General features: G+C 55.1%; 20 protein-coding genes. 1 reads left to right on the forward strand and 19 read right to left on the reverse strand.

Annotation, left to right across the window (positions count from 1 at the left end):
* The 8 genes from LU671_RS03410 to LU671_RS03445 form a co-directional block, all read right to left on the reverse strand.
* A partial coding sequence (locus tag LU671_RS03410) for a type II secretion system protein (protein ID WP_057382998.1) occupies positions 1-344 on the reverse strand: 344 nt, incomplete at its 3' end.
* An 89-nt stretch (positions 345-433) separates the two neighbouring features.
* Complete coding sequence (locus LU671_RS03415) at positions 434-895, reverse strand: type II secretion system protein (RefSeq protein WP_019439017.1); 462 nt, start codon at positions 893-895, stop codon at positions 434-436.
* A gap of 45 nt (positions 896-940) precedes the next feature.
* Positions 941-2,698, reverse strand: a complete 1,758-nt coding sequence (locus LU671_RS03420) for a GspE/PulE family protein (protein WP_010792564.1) — start codon at positions 2,696-2,698, stop codon at positions 941-943.
* 2 nt (positions 2,699-2,700) lie between these two features.
* Positions 2,701-3,360, reverse strand: coding sequence for a hypothetical protein (locus LU671_RS03425; protein ID WP_019439018.1), 660 nt, complete (start codon positions 3,358-3,360; stop codon positions 2,701-2,703).
* Positions 3,361-3,362: 2 nt separating this feature from the next.
* The gene (locus tag LU671_RS03430) at positions 3,363-3,839 is read right to left on the reverse strand and encodes a hypothetical protein (protein ID WP_010792566.1); all 477 of its coding nucleotides are present in this window, start codon (positions 3,837-3,839) and stop codon (positions 3,363-3,365) included.
* Positions 3,836-4,771 carry a hypothetical protein gene (locus LU671_RS03435; RefSeq protein ID WP_010792567.1) on the reverse strand — a complete coding sequence of 312 codons (936 nt, stop codon included), beginning with the start codon at positions 4,769-4,771 and terminating at the stop codon, positions 3,836-3,838. The genes LU671_RS03430 and LU671_RS03435 overlap by 4 nt, the downstream gene beginning before the upstream one ends.
* On the reverse strand, positions 4,771-6,426 hold the full coding sequence (locus tag LU671_RS03440; protein ID WP_010792568.1) for a type II secretion system protein GspD: 1,656 nt from the start codon (positions 6,424-6,426) through the stop codon (positions 4,771-4,773). The genes LU671_RS03435 and LU671_RS03440 overlap by 1 nt, the downstream gene beginning before the upstream one ends.
* 13 nt (positions 6,427-6,439) lie before the next feature.
* Positions 6,440-7,327 (reverse strand): hypothetical protein, encoded by an 888-nt coding sequence (locus LU671_RS03445; protein ID WP_021018427.1) that lies wholly within the window; start codon positions 7,325-7,327, stop codon positions 6,440-6,442.
* A 127-nt stretch (positions 7,328-7,454) separates the two neighbouring features.
* Between LU671_RS03445 and LU671_RS03450 the strand changes: the two genes are divergently transcribed.
* Positions 7,455-8,948: an HD domain-containing protein gene (locus LU671_RS03450; RefSeq protein WP_019439020.1), complete on the forward strand. Its 1,494-nt coding sequence runs from the start codon at positions 7,455-7,457 to the stop codon at positions 8,946-8,948.
* A gap of 42 nt (positions 8,949-8,990) precedes the next feature.
* On the opposite strand, the gene LU671_RS03455 is transcribed toward LU671_RS03450, so the two are convergent.
* From LU671_RS03455 to LU671_RS03505, 11 genes are all read right to left on the reverse strand, one after another.
* Positions 8,991-9,464 carry a hypothetical protein gene (locus LU671_RS03455; RefSeq protein ID WP_010792571.1) on the reverse strand — a complete coding sequence of 158 codons (474 nt, stop codon included), beginning with the start codon at positions 9,462-9,464 and terminating at the stop codon, positions 8,991-8,993.
* A gap of 5 nt (positions 9,465-9,469) precedes the next feature.
* The gene (locus tag LU671_RS03460) at positions 9,470-10,867 is read right to left on the reverse strand and encodes a helicase HerA domain-containing protein (protein WP_010792572.1); all 1,398 of its coding nucleotides are present in this window, start codon (positions 10,865-10,867) and stop codon (positions 9,470-9,472) included.
* A complete protein-coding gene (locus LU671_RS03465; RefSeq protein ID WP_010792573.1) occupies positions 10,831-11,520 on the reverse strand; it encodes a hypothetical protein in 690 nt (229 codons plus the stop codon). The genes LU671_RS03460 and LU671_RS03465 overlap by 37 nt, the downstream gene beginning before the upstream one ends.
* Before the next feature lie 47 nt (positions 11,521-11,567).
* On the reverse strand, positions 11,568-12,473 hold the full coding sequence (locus LU671_RS03470) for a hypothetical protein (RefSeq protein ID WP_010792574.1): 906 nt from the start codon (positions 12,471-12,473) through the stop codon (positions 11,568-11,570).
* A complete protein-coding gene (locus LU671_RS03475; protein WP_010792575.1) occupies positions 12,467-13,267 on the reverse strand; it encodes a hypothetical protein in 801 nt (266 codons plus the stop codon). Before LU671_RS03475 ends, LU671_RS03470 begins: the two co-directional genes overlap by 7 nt.
* 155 nt (positions 13,268-13,422) lie before the next feature.
* Entirely contained in the window at positions 13,423-13,803 is a 381-nt protein-coding gene (locus LU671_RS03480) for a hypothetical protein (protein ID WP_010792576.1), read from the reverse strand.
* Positions 13,804-13,916: 113 nt separating this feature from the next.
* Entirely contained in the window at positions 13,917-14,510 is a 594-nt protein-coding gene (locus LU671_RS03485) for a hypothetical protein (RefSeq protein WP_010792577.1), read from the reverse strand.
* A gap of 98 nt (positions 14,511-14,608) precedes the next feature.
* Positions 14,609-15,379 (reverse strand): hypothetical protein, encoded by a 771-nt coding sequence (locus LU671_RS03490; RefSeq protein ID WP_010792578.1) that lies wholly within the window; start codon positions 15,377-15,379, stop codon positions 14,609-14,611.
* 73 nt (positions 15,380-15,452) lie between these two features.
* A complete protein-coding gene (locus LU671_RS03495; protein WP_232854957.1) occupies positions 15,453-16,718 on the reverse strand; it encodes a DUF3150 domain-containing protein in 1,266 nt (421 codons plus the stop codon).
* A gap of 158 nt (positions 16,719-16,876) precedes the next feature.
* The gene (locus LU671_RS03500; RefSeq protein WP_010792580.1) at positions 16,877-17,155 is read right to left on the reverse strand and encodes a hypothetical protein; all 279 of its coding nucleotides are present in this window, start codon (positions 17,153-17,155) and stop codon (positions 16,877-16,879) included.
* 116 nt (positions 17,156-17,271) lie between these two features.
* Entirely contained in the window at positions 17,272-19,326 is a 2,055-nt protein-coding gene (locus LU671_RS03505) for a hypothetical protein (protein WP_044060638.1), read from the reverse strand.
* Positions 19,327-19,328 lie beyond the last annotated feature (2 nt).

Here is a 19,328-nt window from a genome sequence, read left to right on the forward strand (position 1 = left end):
GTGCTGTCGATGGTGTAGCTGATGGTCACCTGGTTGCTGGTGACAGCATCAACGGTCCAGGCTGTGTTCCAGACAGTCAGATCGGGCAGACCGCGTTCCTTCAGCTTGGCTGCAGTGATGGTGGTCGTGCTGCAGGTGTTGGTGCGGCTCACCTGCCGGGCGATTGCACCGGGGAAGTCTTTCTGCAACTGAGTGATCGCAGTGCTCAGCTTGGAGTCTTCACGCGCCTTGAGCATGCCCGGCAGGAAGAAGGCAGTCAGGATTGCGATGACCCCCAGCACAATGGCCAGTTCGATCAGGGTAAAACCCTTCTGGCGATTACCTTTGGTACTACGTTCGATCATGGATCGTTCCTTTTGTGTGAGTTTCAAGCTTGCTGTTGTGCAACCAAGACCACGTGCCGACTTGTCAAGCAGCAGTCAGGCTCGACCACTTAGTTGCAGCGGTATGCCACTGTCACCTTGGTGTTGCCCGTCGCTGTTGCGGAGTTCTTCACGATGTTGTTGCTTTGGTTCAATGCTGTTGCGAGGTCCGCAGCAGCATTGGTGTCAGTGCTGTCGATGGTGTAGCTGATGGTCACCTGGTTGCTGGTGACAGCATCAACGGTCCAGGCTGTGTTCCAGACAGTCAGATCGGGCAGACCGCGTTCCTTCAGCTTGGCTGCAGTGATGGTGGTCGTGCTGCAGGTGTTGGTGCGGCTCACCTGCCGGGCGATTGCACCGGGGAAGTCTTTCTGCAACTGAGTGATCGCAGTGCTCAGCTTGGAGTCTTCACGCGCCTTGAGCATGCCCGGCAGGAAGAAAGCAGTCAGGATCGCGATGACCCCCAGCACGATGGCCAGCTCGATCAGGGTGAAGCCCTTCTGGCGCACACGCTTGGTATTACGTTCGATCATTGATCTATTCCTTTCTCTGTGTTTTTCCTGGGATGGACCTGGCGGTTACAGCTGTGGCACCAACGATGAAGTGCTCGCTTCGCGGATGGGGCGAATACCCGCTTTCTCATGTCGATTCTTCGGTGCGCCAACTCGATCCGAGAGGTAGGGCCGTAGCTCTTTTTCGAGCTGCTCGAACCCGATCACACCTTCGAACACTAGGCGCAAACCATCGTCCCAGAGGTCCTTGAAGGTCCCTTCTGCGATTTGGGAGCGTCTCAGCAAACTGGGGGAGATTCCATTCAAAATGGCCTCCTGAATTTCCGGCGTAAGCTCGAGTACCTCGATGACACCGCGCCGCCCTTTCAATCCGCCAGATTGGTGCGATCCGTTGTTACACACCTGACAGCCTTTGGGGTTTGCTCGATAGAGCTTGAGATCGCCGTTGCTGCCAAACACCGGGTTCGAGCCATACAAGGCGAATCGCTTCTCATCAGACCGGAAGAGGTATTCGACTTTGCAGCTTTTGCAGAGGCTGCGGACCAAACGCTGGGCCATGATGGCTTGCGTGTTGGTTGCGATAATGTCTGTCGGAATATCCATCCTGCCGAGGCGATCCAGCGACTCGTGGGCATTGTTTGTGTGCAAGGTGGTCAAGACCAGGTGACCAGTTTGGCCGGCTTTGAAAGCGTACTCGGCGGTTTCGTTGTCGCGGATCTCGCCAAGTAAGATCACGTCGGGGTCTTGTCGTAGCAACGCTCGGAGAGCGGTAGCAAACGACAAGTGCTTACCGCATTCGGTATGCGACATGCCCTCATGCTGGATCTCCACCGGCTCTTCGATGGTGTGGTAGTTCCGGTTCGGGTCCTGGCCATAGATGTCCAGAAGCATCGCATTGAGAGTTGTGGTCTTACCTGAGCCAGTAGGGCCTGTAACGATGATCAAGCCATTGGGGGCCTCACCCAACCGACGGAGCAGCGCCTTGTTTTCGGCTGACATGCCCAGTCTGTCCAGGTTGGCCAAACTCGTGTCGTTGCCCAATAGACGAACCACGACCTTGGGGGTACTCTCCGAGCCCTTGGTGACAGGAAGCGTGCTAACCCGCAGGTTGATTTTCTTATGGGTCGAGACCGCGAAATCAAACTTCCCATCCTGGGCTGCGTTCAGTTCCAGGGTAAGGCCGCAGTTGTTCTCGATGATCACTCGGCAAATGGCCTCGTGAATTTTGGACGTGTAGAGCTTGCGAGTCAGAAGTTCGCCGTCGATTCGCAACCGGACTTGAACCTGATCACCTTGTGTAGGCTGAAGGTGGATATCCGAGGCATTGAGTTTTGCCGCCTCGCGCACCAGGTCTTCAACTCGCTGTGTCGCGCGGGCCTTTAGCTGCTCGCTGTCATGGACCGCGCTATCGTCATCTTCAGTTTCGATCGCCTTGATCGCTTCCAAGCGGGTCAGGCTCACCACACCAACCTTCGGCTGGTGGATGTTGTTGGTCCTGGCGAACCCTGTGGCACGCTCGTGCATCCGTTTGTGGAACGGATTGGCCATGAAGATGGTGTTACCGTAAATGAACCATGGCTCCCCTTCAGGGCCCTGAGTAATCGAGAGCCCTTCCTCCAGCTCGAAGAACACTTCACGGCCGAGCGCCTTGCCGATCGCATGGGCAACTGCTTCGTCGTCCTTGCAGACGCGGAGGATGTCGGGAACAACCTGCTCGATGACTTCGGATACTGGCTGCGTATCTGCTTGCTGTTGCGTGATTTTCCCCGCCTCAACCAGATTCCGCAGGATCTTTCGTTGAATCCCCTGGATGTTATTGCTCATGGTCAGTCGTCCGCATAGCGTTTGGATTTGGTCCAATCGATTACCAGTTCCCGAGTGCCGTCAGGACCTTTGAAAACTGCCTTGTCGAGCCCAAATCGCTGCAGTGTGTAGTCGTTGACCTTTTCGCCATTGCGTACGATTCGGCGCCCTTGGCTGGTCATTACTACGATCGAGTCAGCCCGAACCTCGAGGAGCGCCAGAAAGTGTTTGGCCTTGTCTTCATCGTCGTCGGGGACGTTTTTCTGAGAGGAGCCAGGCTGGACTGGACCGCCTGGAGCAGCCTGTCCATTTGGTCCGCTCATCCCTAACGTAGGCTGGTCGAGCATGAACGGTGCGGCATTGGGGATGACTGGGTTTTGACCGAACGGGAGGTCAGCTTTATCGGGTTTAGTGCCTGCCTTGCGCACCTCTTTACCCAGAGTTGCGATATCTGTTACACCCAGTGGAGAGCCACTTTCGTCCACAATGAAGCCGGCATCCGACATTTTCTTGTAGGAGTCAGCCATTTCAGCCTGAAGTTTCAGCTGATCGCGCTTGTACTCCATGTCTCCAATCTTCCGACTGCGGTCACGATGAGTGTCTGCATCGTCCGCATCTGCAAGAGCATAGATAGGGAGCACAAATTGAGCTGCCATAAGAGTGCCGATGACAAGATTTTTCATAATCAGGTACCCACGACTACAAAGTTAAGTTTCATCACTCCGTTCGCAATGGAGTAATCGTAGAGATATAGGGGAATTTCCTTTTGAAGCGACCGCACACTTGATATCACTACCTGCGGATCGCCTATTACTTGGCCCGGCCAGCCTTTTAGCGGGCCTGAATAAGTATTCCCCATCTCCGAAGAATTGTTCGCGTCGAAGGTTTCGAACTTGAGCCCATCGAGTTCAAATGATGCAGTAGCCTTTTTCCAAGAGGTCACGAGTTTCGGAAGCTTTTCTAGCTCCGTATACCGCTGAACGTCTTGTCTTGAAGTTTCAATTACTGCATCGATCTGATCGAAGTCTCTTGGGAGAGTGCGGCTCTCCCCCATGGTCATGCTGAATCGAACGGCGCCAACTGCCACGGCTGCAATGACAATCAACATCAGATTCGAAAAGCCAAAGGTTGAAATAGACAGTTTTGAGCGCTTGATAATCATTGGTTGTCGCTCCCGCCAATTTCCGAAGGGTCAATTCGAATGACGTAATTCAGGTGGGGAGTGAATTCCGAAACTATGCCTCGGACTTTCTCAGCCGGATCGAATGGCAAGTATTTGCTCGTTACAAATTGGTGCAGCGTCGTGAACCCGACATGAGTTTCACCATCAGGTGAAGTTTCAAGGTTGTTATCGTAAGCAACCAGCTCACTGATCTTGCCGAGCTCAGCAGAGTTGTCCGGCCACTTATCCAGTCGTTCACGCAGTAGCTCGCCAATCTTGGTGTCTAACTCGTCTCTTTGAATTTGCTTGGTTTTATAGACCGCCATATCAGCGTTATACAGCGTGTACATGCCGTAGTTATATACAAGTGTGGCGATCAGCATCAGGCCGCAGATGCTTGCGACCATATACCAGCGTTTGGTTTGATCGTGCCTTTGCTTTTCGAATAGTTCTTGTCGGGTATATGCCGGACTGGTGGGTAACACCAGATCAAGATTATCAAGACTAATGCGAGAAGCATTTGAGAGGTCGTAGTCCATCCACTCAGGGATGAAATTATCTACAAACTCAGAAGAGCTCAGGATGCTCGAAGGCTTATGGACATCCGTACTAGAGTCCAACCGCAGATAAAGCCCGCGGTCAGGACCCATGGGGAAAATAATAACCTCGTTCCCCAGAGGAACGAGGTTGTTGGCGAACAGGAGCTGCCAGAGTCCATACACGTTAATGCCCGGGTACGACTCTCGCATCGACTTTAGTTCATCTTCGTCGATGTAGATCGCTGGCCGGCCGTCTTCGCGTGGCCCCTCAATGATGGTATACACCTCCGACTCGCGGGAGCTGCTGAGCGCCTGCGAGCCGATGGAGTCACGGCAGATGATGACCTCTTCGCCACCAATCTGGATTGGTACGCCAAGAAGCAACTGATTCATTAGAGAGCACCCTCCACCAATGTGGGGGTGACAACCAGGACCAGCTCACGTCTGTCGAGTTGATTGTTGATGTCCTGGGTAAGAGGGTTCAGCACTGCTTTGGTGACCAGATTCTGCCAAGGCAAATGGCGGAGAGCCTGGTTCATCTTTTTGGTGATGAGACCGCCAAGGTGTACTGCGCGACCAGAACTTGTGATCAGTTGTGTGCTGAACTCCTTGAGATTCACACGAGGAGTTTCGAACTGGAAATCACCGATGGCGATCGTGTCGTTGCCACTCAGGTTCGATATCACCGGCCAGATATCAACCAGGAGCTGGTCGTTATCGAGCACCCGCACAGTCACGCTAAGGGTCACGCCGACTTTCAAACGGCCCAATTTCGGGGTAACGGTTACGTTGCCCGACTCATCTTGGGATTGCTCGACGTCAACAATGTAGGTGAGTTCTTCGCCCGCATAGATTTGGGCCGGGACACCATTCCGGACCGTAATGTTGGGCTGGTCGGTGAGCTCAACTCGACCGAAGGTTTCCAGGAATCGGATCAGAACATCGGCTTTGACATGCTCAGATTCGTAGGTTCCTTGGACATTCCAGAAAGGGTCGGTGGTTTCAGTCTTCGTGTTGAAGAAATGAAGTCCCAGCGGGTTACCGTTTACTGTGCTCTTAACAAGCAGATCCCAGTCGATCCCTTTCTGCTTGTCGTTGTTGAGGATGACGTCGTAGGCCTCAACTTGCACGTTCACAATTTTGGTGGCTTCGCCGATCGCTCGCTTGAGGAAGCGGTCGAGGATTTTCATTTTCGAGGGCTTGCCGCCGGCGGTGATAATGCCAACGGAGCGAATCCCCTCGATGTAGGGCTCAATTTCTTCGCTCGAGGTCAGGAGACCGAAATCTGCTGGCGAGGGCGCATCGAAGTTCAAACCGCTCGTCATGCCATTATTGTTGCTGCTGCCGTTGCTGTTTCCACCGACAGCCGCACTCGATGCACCTGCAGAACCCTGCGTGCGACCACGGCTACCTTTATCAGACTCTTTCTCGGCACCGATAATCGTCCGAGCGCCTTCCATCACTTTCAGCCACTCATCTTCAGAGAGTTGCAGACCGATGGTTGTGCCAGTCGAGACGTTGGAGTCTTGTTGGTTGTTGGAATCGTCGTCGCCTGCTTTAGCACCCCGAGTCTGAGTGGATGCGATGACGTTGTTGACGTTCCGAGTCGACGCAAAAGTGGCAAGGTTCCACTCGCGGGTTTCGAAGTCGCTAACGATTACACGCTTTCCTACGATCTCGATGTTCAGGTCTCGGGTCCCTTCGATGTATTCGATGAAATCTGCAAGGGTCATCCCAGCAGCAGCTACATCGATTGGATCGTTAAGGTTGACTTTGCCCTTCGGAATGATCGCGTACCCAGGCAGCGTGTCTTGCAGCACGCTTCGAAGCGGCTTGCTCTGTGCCGTTAGGAAAATCGGCCGGGCTTTCGCAATATCTTCAGTCCTGATCTCGCGTACGAAAGTGTTACCCCGGGCAGCCTGAAGAGCATCTTTCGCTTCGGGTCGCAGGGGGGCATTTTTCGCTTCTTCGGAAATGTCGAAGCTGCTGGTACATCCCAACAGGCCGGTGGCAACCAGCAGAGCCAGGGCAATGGATTTCATCTTCATGGGTGTGGCTGCCTTAGTTCGGGCGGTCGGTGATCAGGATCATGGGAGACGGATTTCCCTGTTCGTCAGTCAGGTCCCAGAAATACTGGTAGCGAACACGGGCGTCCCGGACGGAAGCCGTGAGCTTGCGCAGGGCGATGTCACGGGCGTCAGTGGAAATGAACTCGTAGCGGCGGGTCTCAAGCTCAGGCTTGTTGTAGAAGGCTGTTTTCACACGCCATCCGACCGGCATGATCCCTTCCACAATCTCCTTCAGAGTTGCCCCTTGGTATTCGGCCTCAACCGGTTCGTTGATCACCACGGTCGGGTCTACCCGCTCCAGGGTCACTCGTTTGCGAGCAGCCGTTTCGATCATCTCCGCGTTGTTCTCGGCCAGCATGAGAAGCTGTTTGCTTTCTGTGCGGATCTGTTCGATGTCCGTGAGCTGTGCGACCTGTACCTGATCAGCCTTCGACTGCGCCGCTCGGTTCAGTTCCAGGGCTTTACGAATCTCGGCCTCTTGCGCCAGCAGATCCTGCTTACGCTTTGCAGCAGCCTCGATCGCCGTCTTCTGCGCAGCGATGAGATTGCGTTCTGCTTCGCTACGTGCGGCAGTCAGGGCCTGGCGGTTTCGTTCCAGGTCTTCGAGAGTTTTCCTGTATTGCCGTTCGGTCTCTGTTTCTTCTACCGAGGCAACGGGGTTATCGATCGACAGGTCGATCATTGCCGCAGGTGCTGAAGGCGTTTGCGTAGACCGCTTGTAGTCGATGGGCTGCATCACCTGCTGCGCCCTGCCGGCTTCATAAGTGCGATCGAACGGTGAGAGAGTTTCGCTCCGCGCGAGGTGAGAATCATCAAAGGCGGAAGCGTAGGCGCCCTGGCTCAGGAGGCTGACGCCCAGGATGAGGATCGATTTTTTCACTGCGGAGTCCCATAGAGGCTTCTGTTACCTCAATAGTGGGAAGGCAGTGCTCCAAATCCGGGGTTTGGTTGGAAAATCTTTTTTAAAACCTGCATCGTGATCTTGTGTTCACCACGTTGAGATAGTCATGTCCGCTTCTACACCAAAGGTCAAAGCCTCATCTGGGGTTGTTGCCCTGATCGTCATGATTGCAGTTGTCATCCTGGGCTATGCGGCCTACTTAGAATCCACGCATAAGGCATTGGACTTCCAGGCTGAAGCCCTGTCGCCCCACTTCTACATGTTCAAGCCTCATGCAGTGGTTCAGCTCATCGCATCTGGTGGTTACGTAGGGACGCTGGTTGCAGTCCTGGTAGAAGTGCTGCACTGCATTTTCGCGGCCGCTATGGTCTACACCATTGCCAGGGTTGCAGCTTCCAGGTATTTCCGACCGCGGAACACTTCGACTGAAGCCACTGCGGTGAGCGACGATCCCTTCGAGTACGAATGCTCTATTCCAGGATCGACCATGATGATCCTGCTCAGGAACAACAAGGACCCTCGAACCGGAGAGGAAATTGGAGGGGTAACAGACCTCAACCCCTACAACCAACGCTTCTTCCGATGCAACCGAAAACAGGTAGCTCTGAGCCGGGAGCCGTCGACGCCCATTGAACACCTCGAACTGGCCGTGCATGAGTTACTAGCTGCTCATCCCACAGTCCCAGCCAGTGTCGGCGCTCACCATGCCGATGCCACGTTACGCGAGCATTCCCTCGCCATCGCCAAGGAGGTCTTGTCCTATCTGAAGCGCCAGAATGTGCAGGAACCTCTCGCTTATCTCGCTGGGCTGTCTCATGACTTGGATAAGTTATTGGCATATGCCGAGAAGGCGCCTGGCCAGTGGGTTAAGAACAAGGACGCAACACACCACAACACTTACAGCGCTTACATCGTGCGTCAGATGCCGGAGTTCGCGAAGCTCCAGCCGGAGGATCAGAACGTACTCACCCTTGCGCTGCGCTACTACCACCATCCTGCAATGCTTCCGGTTTCTTCTGGCCCGCGCGTTGAGAAGTTGGTCCAAGCGCTGAGACACGCTGACGGTTTCGTGATCCGTGCAGAGAAGCAAGATGGTATTCGCGCAGCCAAGGAAAGCTCCCAGACTGAGGAACTGATCAGGGAGGCCATCCTGAAATTTGTCGGCGAAGCCAACATCAACAAGTTCCGGGCGACTGGAGAAGCAGAGGGTTGGACGAAGGACGCCATGGAGTTCGTCATCATTCCGATGTCACGAATCCTTGAGTCGATCGGCTCACATTTGCCGCTGGAGTTGAGCCGTCAGCTTCAGATGGGAGTTGATACCCGTACCTTCACCCACCCTGCTATTCCGGTGATGCTGGAGACCCTCGAGGGTATGGGGCTTTTGCTCCATAGCTACAATCATCATGACAGCCCATCGGGCCTGTTTGATGTGAAGATTGGGGTGATCAACTTCAATGCTTGCGTATTGCTAGACAAGGAAACCCTGCAAGAGCTCCTACCCGGGGTTGTCGACCGTTGGGGTATGGCGAACTACAAAATTCAAGTTCGTCGCCCCACTCGAGATGGTGGCGCAGAAGAGGAATCGGGCGGTGATTGACCGCCCGATTTAGCATGCGAAACTCAAATCACTTGATGCTGCTCATTCGGTCCCGAGAATGCGAAGGGCAGCCTCAGTGCGAATAGTCCTCTCCGCTCTGTCTTCATGGCCGAGGTTGTTCCAGCAGGCATACGCCTCCGGATAATGCGCCTGCCGTTCCGAGAGTCGGCACATAGTGACCTTGTACTCGTCTCCCGAAAGGTATTCTTTTGCGAACTGAGCCAGCGTCTGGTCCCTCCCGGTTTCCCAGAGGAGAGAAATCACAGTGTCGATTGCGATTTTCCTGCTCTCTCCGTTGAGCCCCCAGAACTGGATTTTCAGATCGCCCTTGTCCGTTCTATAGACGTACTTGGAGAGGAGCTGCTCTGCCTCCTGGTACTGCCCTCGTTGAACAGCCTGCTGAGCCCCGAGTATAAGGCTGCGGTCCTGAATGTCCGCCGCGGTGACCGGGAGTATGGTTTTGCCACCAGTGCACCCAGTCAGGGTTAGGCAAAGAAGCAGAGCATATTTCTTCATCCCTACTACTCCTTAAAGTGGGTTACTAGAGTGAAGGCGTCCCCTGCGCTGAAGAGTACGTTCTGCCGGTTCTGCAGTTGCTTCAGAAGCGAAGGCTTGACCCCGAACATCCGACTTACTTCACCGTAAGTCGTCTCGGGGGTCTTGAGAAGGAAGTAGGTTGAGACGTTTTTCAGGAGGTCCGGAGTGACCTGGTCTGGCTGCTGAACCCCAGCCCAAACACCCACACCGTAACCGCGTCCCTCGGTCGCAATTCGGTTCACTGGACTCAGAGGCGAGGACGAAATTTGTTTGACGTGCTTCCCTTCGTCCGCGATCAGGATGTGGCTTGGGTACTCGGGATTGAAGAGACCAGACCTTCGAGTATCCATCACTCCCATTGCAAAGACACGACTTGCCACAATACGCATGATGATCTGCTGGTGTTCAGACGAGATATCGGTCAGGACGTATCGGTTGATTTTGCCCGCCTGTGATTTTGAAGGGTTACCAGTGAATAGACGGGATTTCACCATGCCCTGGATGATGCTGCGCAAGCCAAAAAGGGAATCCTTGGACCAGAACTCCCAGAACGTTCCGTTGCCAGTGGACTTGTTCTGCAGCGCCTGGAAATCCAGATGCTTTTTGGCGTAGCCATGCAGGACTCCTTCCAAGTCATCAAGGATCTCGTTGACCTTGTCCTCGATCTCTAATGGATCTTTGCCATCCGCCTTCATTTTGACGATGGCCTTCTCTGCCTTCGACTTGGCCTGGCCATAGGCTTTCATGATGTCGGATACCGACCCCGAATCCATGCTGGCCGAGATGGAGTTGAACACGAGATCGATCTCATCAAGGACCTGATCTAAGGTCGGGGAAGGTCTGATCCAGGACTCAATGTCGTCCTGGGAAATTCCGGCTTTGCGGTAAACCTCGTTCAGAATCTCTTCGAGGTAGTCCAATTGCCGCTTGCCGGTATTCGGTGCAAAAACCTTCACCAACTGCTTCATACCTTCGACTGTCATCAGTACCCCACCCCCCTCTTTCGTCCTCGGGACTTGGAGTGGGTTGAGGGAGCTGCCGCCCTCGAAGTAGTTGAACGTGATGTCGTTGAAGTCTTCCGGCCGAACCAGGTGGCTGAGACCAGCCTTTTCGAAACTCTCGTAGGAGAAGTCGCCTTTGATGTCCAGGACGTGGAATGTCATGCCACGGCTGTAGACACGCGCAAGTAGATTTTGAATCGTATGGGATTTGCCTGCGCCGCTTGCCCCTTCGAAGAGGACGTTAAAGTTGCTGGACTTTGCCAGCACCCAGTCCACGGTTTGGCCGCGGCTGTCGCTCCCGATCCTGATGGGATCATAGTGAGTGAGTCCGGCAATGGCCTGACTCAGCGCTGTAGGTTGGGATGGTGCAGCTTGATACATTTGATTCCCTCGAGGAATTTCAGGTCCGAGGCGATGCCCTCAGGCAGGGCAGAGTCTTGGGAAAGCCGGTGATATGGAAACTTGCATGAGGAGCACTCGAGCTCTTCTTCCTGAAGCTTCACGGAATTGCCAGTGGTGTCGGCGATAACAGCGATGGCCTCATCTCCACCACACTCGCACTCGACGGCAAGCCCTCCTTTACTGAGCTTTACGGGACGATCGTCGAACGTACCCTTTACCTTTGCGGCAGGCGTAGCGTTCGGTGCCAGAGTGAATAGCCACTCCTGCCAGTCTTCGTCATGCAACTTCCCGATCTCTTCGCCCTTCTGCTTGACGTCTATTGCGTGCAGGATGTGTGCGAGCTCGTGAGGGATTGCTTCGTCCACCATCGTCTGCATGTCCTGCTGCAGATACAGGGGCTGAATCCGGAGTACAGCTATGCCGTGCGCCTCCCCACTGATCATCATCACATCCAAAGCGGATGAAGTTGGGTCAGTCATTGAGGGGTCGAAACGAAGGTCCAGCCAGATCCTTTCAGCTGGGAAGTCGACGTTGGTCAGCAGCCGGTTAATTTCCTTCGCAGCGAAGAGCTCGCGTGGGTATTCGGCGTTGTGCTGTTTGATGCGGGCGAAAATGGGGATTTGGGCATTCATACCCCAATAGTGGGAGTTGAGTGCCCTATTCCGCCTCTAGGTCCGAGTTAGGAGTTTTTGAACATGTCAGCGATGCGGTTCCACTCCGTAAATTCCCCGGCGTTCCCGTCCTTGATTAACCGGTCCATCTGAGCGATAGGAGCAGAGTCCTGGATGAATTCGATGACATCTCTCGAGCCTTTCCAGCGTTGCATCCCAACGGCGTAGATTGCCTTTCTGCAACGCTCCAGCCTCACTGGATCTGGTTCATCCTCAGCCACACCACGATCATCGTCTTGCGTTCGCTGGGGGGCGGCTACGTTGTCCGATTTCGCATGCGAAACTGGGAAGGGAATGCTTGTCAGGTCGGTAGAGCTTGTATGCGCTTTCAGCAGCTCGAGGATCGCCACATCAGTGAATGTTGGATAGATCAGCTTGGCGTAACCAAGGCAGTAAAATTGCAGATGGATCACATCGTCATCCGATAGCCCAACCTGGATGGTCAGCGTACCTACTGCTTCCGAGTCGAACTCTGTTGCAGTAAGCATCCGGGCGAACTGGCCGTCCTGAAGAGTGAAGCCCTGGAGTCGTTTTGGAGATGCGCTCGCACGAACTATTTCGTATTCCAACCGCGGCTGCTGGTCAGAGAGCCAACGGTATAACTCACGTACCGCGCCGAGCCCAAGGTTGAGACTGAGCTTGTCCGGGTCGTCATTTAGTAGGTACCTGCCCTTCGCTTTATGGGAGAACGTGAGACGGAGTGCTGTGTGCACACTAATCGCCTCGCCGGCGGCATTCACGTCGTTTCGGATGTAGATCGCAGCGTTGAGAGCGTTATTGCTAAACACCTGGTGAGCAGCCAGGTACTTCCCCTTGGCCGGCATCTTCGGGTTGGCGGGTGTATACACCCAGCCAGAATCTGACGGCCGCCCTTTAAGATACTGTGTGTGCTCGGCCTTGAAGTCGATCAGCATGAAGCCCCCCTTTTCATGAAACGCCGGCGGTGGAACGCGATGAGGAACAGCGCACCAGCAATCCAGACCGAATGGGCGACTCCGCAAAGCATGTAGAACAGTTCTCGAACCAAATGATGGACCCGGGTGGCGCCCGCGCTATCAATCACGATTCGTGCCTCTCCCTTGTCCAGGTAATAGAGCACAGCTGCGACGCCATCATCCGAGAGGTCGTTGAACACACCGAAACCATGTCCTTGCGGGAATGGCTTGGGGTGAGCCCTGAAAAAGGAATCAACCCCCTTCAATTGCTCCCTAAGTTCGGGTTTGAAGGCCCCATCCTCGAATGCGGTGCCCCGCCAGCAGGTCACTTTTGCTTGCTCACATTTGGGGGCGAAAGACTCTGCAGAGGCTTCAACCAGGTTGTAGTTCGTCCAAGCGAGATCCTTTGCCCAGAGAGGAAGAACACGGTTCACGAGGACGAGGTGGAAAACGGCAGTGGTGAGACAAACACTGATCAGAGCTACCAAGATCAGGGTACGGTCCATTGTTCTCCACCGAGAGCGGGAAACCCTGATCGCCAGGCCGAAGATACCCAATGCCGCGACTCCTGCGGTGATGAACTGAGGATTTGTACCTTCATTCAGCAGTAGGTCGGCCAGGTCGAAAGTCAATTCCAGTTTTACGAATGTCCAGGCGAGCAAAAGCGCTCCGCAAGTGCCGGCGGCACGCAGAGTTGGTCGGATGGATAGGAAGGCTGCGAGGAATGAAACGAAGTAGATTAGGGTGTGATCGAGGTCAGCAAGATCGAGCATGGTAGGGCTTCCAAATGGGATGCCCTAGAGGTTACCGGCAAGGACTTGGCCTTCCAGTGAAAACGGGGGGCTGAGCGCCAGGGGGCTGATTCTCAGCCCCCTTCAGCGTGACCAGGTCCACGCGCGCCCTTGGCCGCTCCGATCTGCCGCGGAAATTACCGCAACAGCCGAACGCAGGCATCGAAGTCCCACAGCGAAGTGAGTACGTCGACTTTCTGGACGCCGCCCATAAAAGCTTTGAAGAAGGAATCATCGGCAAAGAGAACCAGCACGTGGTTCCCCGGATTCGCCATCTCGTCCGCAGGACTGAAAGCGTAATAACCCATGCCAGGAAACAGCCCCTGCAGCTTCCGGTTCCAGCGCTCGATGTGATCGCGAACGAGTTCAAGCGGCATTGAGTCTGGAAACATCAACTTGGGCGCTGTGTGGCGGGCTATGTTGCCTTCCACCCCTTTGGGGAAATGGCTCTCGAGTGTGAGCCCAGAATTCCCGAAGGATTTCAGCAGGTCGTAGGCTCTGTTCGATACACCGTTCATGATTCACCTCTCGATTTCGGTAAAGGGCGGACGCCACCTCCAAACGCCCTCGTCGAGGATGCTTGGAGGTGACGTCCGCCCTCCCCTAAGGGAGAGGCGGTGTCACTTCAGGCTTAGAACATCCGCAGCACTGCGGTAACCAATCCTTCGACGGTTACTCCCACGGACCAGCCGATACCAGCCATGAACAGATACCAGCCGAGAGCGCGAGCGCTACGACTGGATGCGTCATGGTCGGTGTACATATGGAAGAATTCGCGGTCACCGAGGTTGGCTTCGCCAACAATCAGTTCCGCTTCCTCTTCCTTCTTGGAGATCCCCAGGGCCAACTTAGCGTCGTAATCGATCGCCATGGCATCCCGGGGCAAAGGACGACCTTCGTTTGCTCCCATTGCCCACAGAACCACAAAGTGGCCGTTTGCAGGGTTGAAGATCTTCACCAGCTTTTTACGGCTGACGATCCCTGTTTTCTTGTTCTCCGATTTGATGTGCTGCCAGCCCAACCGAACAATCGACTGGCCTGCATCCTCCCGAGGGAGGCTGAAGACTTTGCCGAATGTCACGCCGTTTACAGGTGGTCGCGCGGCGAAGTGCTCCTGGACCGGCCTCGGGTCAAAGACCTTCACCAGTTTCCAGACAGCACCAGCCAGTTTCAGAACAACCACATCGGCAACAGCAGTCAGCTTTGCTTTCAGAACATGAGTCATGATGTTTCTCCTCTGGGAGCCGGAGCCCAGTTCGCACACTCGAGGGTGGCTGAATGAATTTTCAGGCCCCGCCGGCGCAGGGGTCTGTTCGCAGTGAGTTACTCGTCGCAATCAAAGTCGTCGTTTTCCATCTCTCGCATGAGCGAGTCGGAAACCGGTTTCTCTTCTTTTGCTTTCCGTGCCGCTGCACGCTTCTCCCGCATCTGGTCCCGTTTGGTCAACCTGCGGATCGTTTCCCCCGTTCGGGAGTTATCGATGAAGTCGTGCTGCGTCATGACCTGCAGGAAGGCCTGCAGGCATGCATACGGATCTTCATCCTCCTCCATCATGCGCAGCCGGATGGCGAGCACATGGACGGAGTTGATGATGAGCCAGCAGCAGGGGTCAGTGAACACCGGTTCAAGAGCATCCCTCGCGGAGGTCAGCACGAACTGGCGATTGAGTTCCCAGATCATCGAGCCTCGTTTTCCGAAAACTCGACTCCCCTTGAACGGCTTGCCTACTCGGCGGTACTGGTATCCGAGCTCGTCGGTTTGCCACTTGCCATCTTTGATGACCGGTGCCATTCCGAGAGCCTTCTCCAGGCGCTCGATCGTGGAATTGTCTGAACGGGTATCCGACGTCGAGAGTGCATCCGACAAATCATCATCCTCATCCAACTCTTTCACGCCAGGCAAATAACCGGAGGAGGACCAGAGGGCCTTCCTGTCGATTACCAGCCTAGTTGGGGCCTTTCGAACTGCTTTGGGTTTCTCAACTGCGGTTGATTGATTGATGGCTACTCCAAACAAATCCACCGGTGCATCCGCCTCCGAGGAGGGTTGAATGGGGTTGGATAGGATGGGTTCACCAAAGAGATCGACTTGCATAGTGCGCTCCATAGGGCGCACCACTCCCCTGACGGGGTGTGGTGGCCCGTCAGGGGTGGGAGGGAGGTATTGCTTAGAGGAACAGCGCGAAGTTCTGCGACAGAGCCGGTTTCGGCTCCTCATGCACAACAGGCGTGGACTCAACCGCGTCCGGGACCGTGGTTTCGTCCTCTTCGTCAGTAGCTTGTGCCACAACAACCGGAGTTGCGGTGGTTTGAGCTACAGCTGCTGCAGGTGCAGCAGCGCCAGCCTGTACAGTGCTCGCAACCGAAGTTGCAGGCATGGACGCCGCGGCCGCCGAAGCGGTCGAAGCAGGCTGGTTCAAAGTTGCTTGCTGGGCTTGCCCAAGATTGGCTTGAGCAGTCGCAGGAGCTTGCTGAGTGATGTTGCTCACAGCAGCAGTGGTTGCTACCTGGATCAGGGGTTGGCCATTCTTCAAGCGGTCCCAAACGATGGTCTGGTCACGCAGAGACTTCAGGCATTCCCGCAGATTTTGGAATTCACCACCAGTAAGGAAACCGTTAGCCGGCACCTTGTCCATTTCGCTTTTCAGGGCGTCATGGAGGGGACGGATAAGCGGGTGAATGAAAGCCAGGGAATTCAGCTTCACACACATCGCTTGAGCACGACGGACAGTTCGGGGGTTAACCTTCACTTCGCCCGATTGGCTCCCGGTTGTCTTCTTGTCGAGGGTTTCCAGGATCTCCATGGACTCTTTGCAGACGTGTTGAATGACTGCTCCGAGGACACCCTCCCGCAAAGCAACAACGCTGTCGCGTTGTGCTTCATACAGGTCCGCATCGAACTCGCCATCCTCCATTGTTACCGGAGTGACGACAAACTCGAATTTGAACCGTGCGGCTACCTCTTCCCAAGCTGGTTGGCGCTTACGAAGGTGTTCGGCCAGCAGCATTACCTGGGCAGAGTCGGCACCTTTCGCAATTGCCTTCTGGCTCATCTCCAGCAGGTGCTTGTCGCACATTGCCTGATAGCCAGGTTCATCTTTAGCGAGTTGCTGAGCCCACTCCTCCTTGATCTTGTTCAGCTCGCGGATCTTGATGACCGCTTCGCTGCGGCTCATCACCGCCCCAATGGAGCACATGATGGAGCCGTCTTGCTTCAGGAGGGTTTCGCCGTTTTCACGAAGCCGGGCGTAGTTACGGAGAAAGTCTTTCGGGAAGATCTTCTCAGTCACCAGCTTCCGGATCTCATCGTGCAACTCTTCAACCTTGATATTCAGCACGTCGAGGTCGATCTGACGATCGGCCGCCATCGCGGAAACCAGCAGGTTGATTACTACTACTTTGTTGTCATTTGCAGCGCTGATTACTTGAGTCATCGGTATTTCCTCGCACCCGCCGCGCACGGGGCATTGAGATGAACACCCGGGCGCGGAGCCGGGTGGTTTGAGATCAATGACCTCGAACAAACACCCGGCAGTGAGCCGGATGTTTGGTCCAGCTCACTGAGCAAGGAAGGCCCCCGTGGGGGCCACTGTTACAGCAGACGTAGAATCGTGCCCTCTCCCAGCGGAGTGCGTTGGGAATAGCCGTACTCTGTTTTGTCCAGCACATAGCTGTAGGTTGCACGCATCCAGCTGAAGCTCAAGACGAGGGTGTTGCCCTCATCCCGGACCCGAAGATCGCGCGCGAATGTTCCTACCTCCTCGATGTAGCCCTGGAGTTCGGCTTGGGTAAGACGAACTCCTGTGGACTCGCGACGAAAGTGCAAAACGCTGTCTACTGACCGTCCGTAGACTTGAGTTTGAGTTGCCATTGAATTGCCCTCCCCCGTCGCGCACGGGGTGATCATTGAGAACACCCGGGCGCGAGCCGGATGGTTTTCCAGCTCGTTGGAGAGAGGGAGGCCGCCCCGAAGGGCGGCATCAGTGGTTACATCAGCAGCTGCTTGGCTTGCTCCAGAAGAGCTGGACCAACGTCATCTGCGGTTGCAGCAACGGCGTACGGGATACCCGCCTCTTCCAGCCAGTCCTTTCGGACCTCATTGCCGATGAGGAGGTACACCACCTTGATTCCAGCGTCGACCGCTAACGCAGTCTGTTCTGTAGCCAGGGTCGCACACGACGGAGCACCATCCGTGAGGACAAACATCAGCTTCCTCTGTGCCGGATGGCTTGCCAGGCGTTGGGCTGCTTGGAAAACCGCCTCACCAATCGGGGTGTGATTCCCGCCGGTGATGCTGTCCAGACCGCCAATGCGGTCAACCGCGTTTTGATGGGAGTCCCCGAAGGTCCTCACCACCGTGTTGAGATGGCCAGTTTTTGGAGCAAAGCCCAAGAACTCGCGTGGAGTGTCGATCCTGTGGAACACCTTCTCCATGATCAGCAGGCTCTGCTGGATGGATTTGGCAACTGTCTGCACCTCGTACTCTTTTTCATTGATAGCTTCCCCAGCAGCAATGGCCTTGGCTTTCGCCTTCGCCAACGTCGCGAGAACGCTAGGATCAACCCAGCTTGTCGAGCTGGAAAGATCTGCAAGAACAGAGACCGCTGCGGTAGGGAGTACCGTTTCCTCTTTACGTTCGAAGATACGGCTGTCTCCCATACCTGCACGGTAGAGGTGAGATTGTCCGAGCGAACCGCGGCGCGTCGAGTAGACGTCCGCTTCTTCTCGGTTTAACAGGTAGGCCTGCAGTTTCGTGGCCAGTACATTGACCTTGCGGTCTAGCGCATCAGCCAGTTCACGTGCATGTTCCTTGTCAGCAGGGCAAACAAGCATCCCTTCGACCAGGTCCTTGACCGTTCCAGCCCCCAGTGAGGGTTGGTTCTCCACATCGCTCGGTTCAACTTCGAAAGCTGGAACCGGAGCAGCATCCTGATAGTCCGGGTTGGTACCGTTCTGGATGCTAGTCGCGAGTTGCTGAATCACTTTGTCCATATCCAGGACTTCGGAATCGTCACCACCATTGCTGCTGAGCATTTGCTCGATCAACTCGGCGAGGTCGACCCCGTTTTGCCCTTGGCTGTCGCCTTGGGCATTCTCGGATTGGTTATTGGCATCAGCGTCATCCTCGCTCGGCGCACCTTGGCCATCAGCCTTGGAGTCGGACTCGTCTTCAGCTTTACCGTCATCGCTACCCTGACCACCGGTGTCACCGTTGGTAGGTTCTTGATCATCTTTCTGGCCCTGGCCTTGGCCGTTGTCAGAGGTCTGATCGTCTTCCTGATTACTCTCATCATCCCCTTGCGAGGATTGCTGATCGTCCTGGTCATCCCCTTCGTCACCTTCCGAATTGTCGTCTTCAGGCTCCTCTTGGGGCTGCTCATCCTGCTGGTCACGCTGCTGCTTCAGCATTTCGATCAGCCGAAGGGTGAGATCGCCGGCGTCTTGAGTGGAACGAACGCTCGGGTACTCAGCCAGAAGGATGGTTTCCAGGTTTTCGCGCACCTGGTCGGCATGCTCACCGAAGTGGGCATCGAAGTTTTTCCGAACAGCCGCTAGAGGCTGCTGGTACTCACTCCACCGACGGCTGCGAAGGAAGCACAAGGTGTAGCTTGCAAATGCTTCTTGGGGGCTTTGGCTTCCGTCCCGGAACATGCCGCGATCGAACATGATCGCTGCTCCCTGACGGAAGAAACGCTCAGAACGTCGAGAAGACCGAGTTTGAGCGTATTCCATATACACGTCGTCGACAGCGTTCAGCAGCAGGCCCGCGAAGGCACCATGCTCCATGCTGAACTCCTGAAAAAACGGCACATCGCTGTGCATGATGTGGCCGACTTCGTGGTAACCCCAACGCTTGAACAGGATCAAGTCTTCCTCTGTCAAATTCGCCGGCAGAGACGGCAGGTACGCGACCTTACCGTCGGTGCACGGTCTGACATTCGGACGAATCACGAACTTGATCTTGGAGTTTCTTGCCAGAACACGAAGGAAGGAAATCCAACCGTCCTGGAACTGTTTCGCGGTACGTTGCAGCTTACTCATGA

This window comes from Pseudomonas sp. NMI760_13, from assembly GCF_021283245.1.
Classification (GTDB): Bacteria; Pseudomonadota; Gammaproteobacteria; order Pseudomonadales; family Pseudomonadaceae; genus Aquipseudomonas; species Aquipseudomonas peradeniyensis.

What these genes read in the sequence shown, in the direction of transcription:
- LU671_RS03415 (WP_019439017.1), bottom strand. Translation starts at nt 895, where the DNA reads ATGATCGAACGTAATACCAAGCGTGTGCGCCAGAAGGGCTTCACCCTG.
- LU671_RS03420 (WP_010792564.1), bottom strand. Translation starts at nt 2,698, where the DNA reads ATGAGCAATAACATCCAGGGGATTCAACGAAAGATCCTGCGGAATCTG.
- LU671_RS03425 (WP_019439018.1), bottom strand. Translation starts at nt 3,360, where the DNA reads ATGAAAAATCTTGTCATCGGCACTCTTATGGCAGCTCAATTTGTGCTC.
- LU671_RS03430 (WP_010792566.1), bottom strand. Translation starts at nt 3,839, where the DNA reads ATGATTATCAAGCGCTCAAAACTGTCTATTTCAACCTTTGGCTTTTCG.
- LU671_RS03435 (WP_010792567.1), bottom strand. Translation starts at nt 4,771, where the DNA reads ATGAATCAGTTGCTTCTTGGCGTACCAATCCAGATTGGTGGCGAAGAG.
- LU671_RS03440 (WP_010792568.1), bottom strand. Translation starts at nt 6,426, where the DNA reads ATGAAGATGAAATCCATTGCCCTGGCTCTGCTGGTTGCCACCGGCCTG.
- LU671_RS03450 (WP_019439020.1), top strand. Translation starts at nt 7,455, where the DNA reads ATGTCCGCTTCTACACCAAAGGTCAAAGCCTCATCTGGGGTTGTTGCC.
- LU671_RS03455 (WP_010792571.1), bottom strand. Translation starts at nt 9,464, where the DNA reads ATGAAGAAATATGCTCTGCTTCTTTGCCTAACCCTGACTGGGTGCACT.
- LU671_RS03460 (WP_010792572.1), bottom strand. Translation starts at nt 10,867, where the DNA reads ATGTATCAAGCTGCACCATCCCAACCTACAGCGCTGAGTCAGGCCATT.
- LU671_RS03465 (WP_010792573.1), bottom strand. Translation starts at nt 11,520, where the DNA reads ATGAATGCCCAAATCCCCATTTTCGCCCGCATCAAACAGCACAACGCC.
- LU671_RS03470 (WP_010792574.1), bottom strand. Translation starts at nt 12,473, where the DNA reads ATGCTGATCGACTTCAAGGCCGAGCACACACAGTATCTTAAAGGGCGG.
- LU671_RS03475 (WP_010792575.1), bottom strand. Translation starts at nt 13,267, where the DNA reads ATGCTCGATCTTGCTGACCTCGATCACACCCTAATCTACTTCGTTTCA.
- LU671_RS03480 (WP_010792576.1), bottom strand. Translation starts at nt 13,803, where the DNA reads ATGAACGGTGTATCGAACAGAGCCTACGACCTGCTGAAATCCTTCGGG.
- LU671_RS03485 (WP_010792577.1), bottom strand. Translation starts at nt 14,510, where the DNA reads ATGACTCATGTTCTGAAAGCAAAGCTGACTGCTGTTGCCGATGTGGTT.
- LU671_RS03490 (WP_010792578.1), bottom strand. Translation starts at nt 15,379, where the DNA reads ATGCAAGTCGATCTCTTTGGTGAACCCATCCTATCCAACCCCATTCAA.
- LU671_RS03495 (WP_232854957.1), bottom strand. Translation starts at nt 16,718, where the DNA reads ATGACTCAAGTAATCAGCGCTGCAAATGACAACAAAGTAGTAGTAATC.
- LU671_RS03500 (WP_010792580.1), bottom strand. Translation starts at nt 17,155, where the DNA reads ATGGCAACTCAAACTCAAGTCTACGGACGGTCAGTAGACAGCGTTTTG.
- LU671_RS03505 (WP_044060638.1), bottom strand. Translation starts at nt 19,326, where the DNA reads ATGAGTAAGCTGCAACGTACCGCGAAACAGTTCCAGGACGGTTGGATT.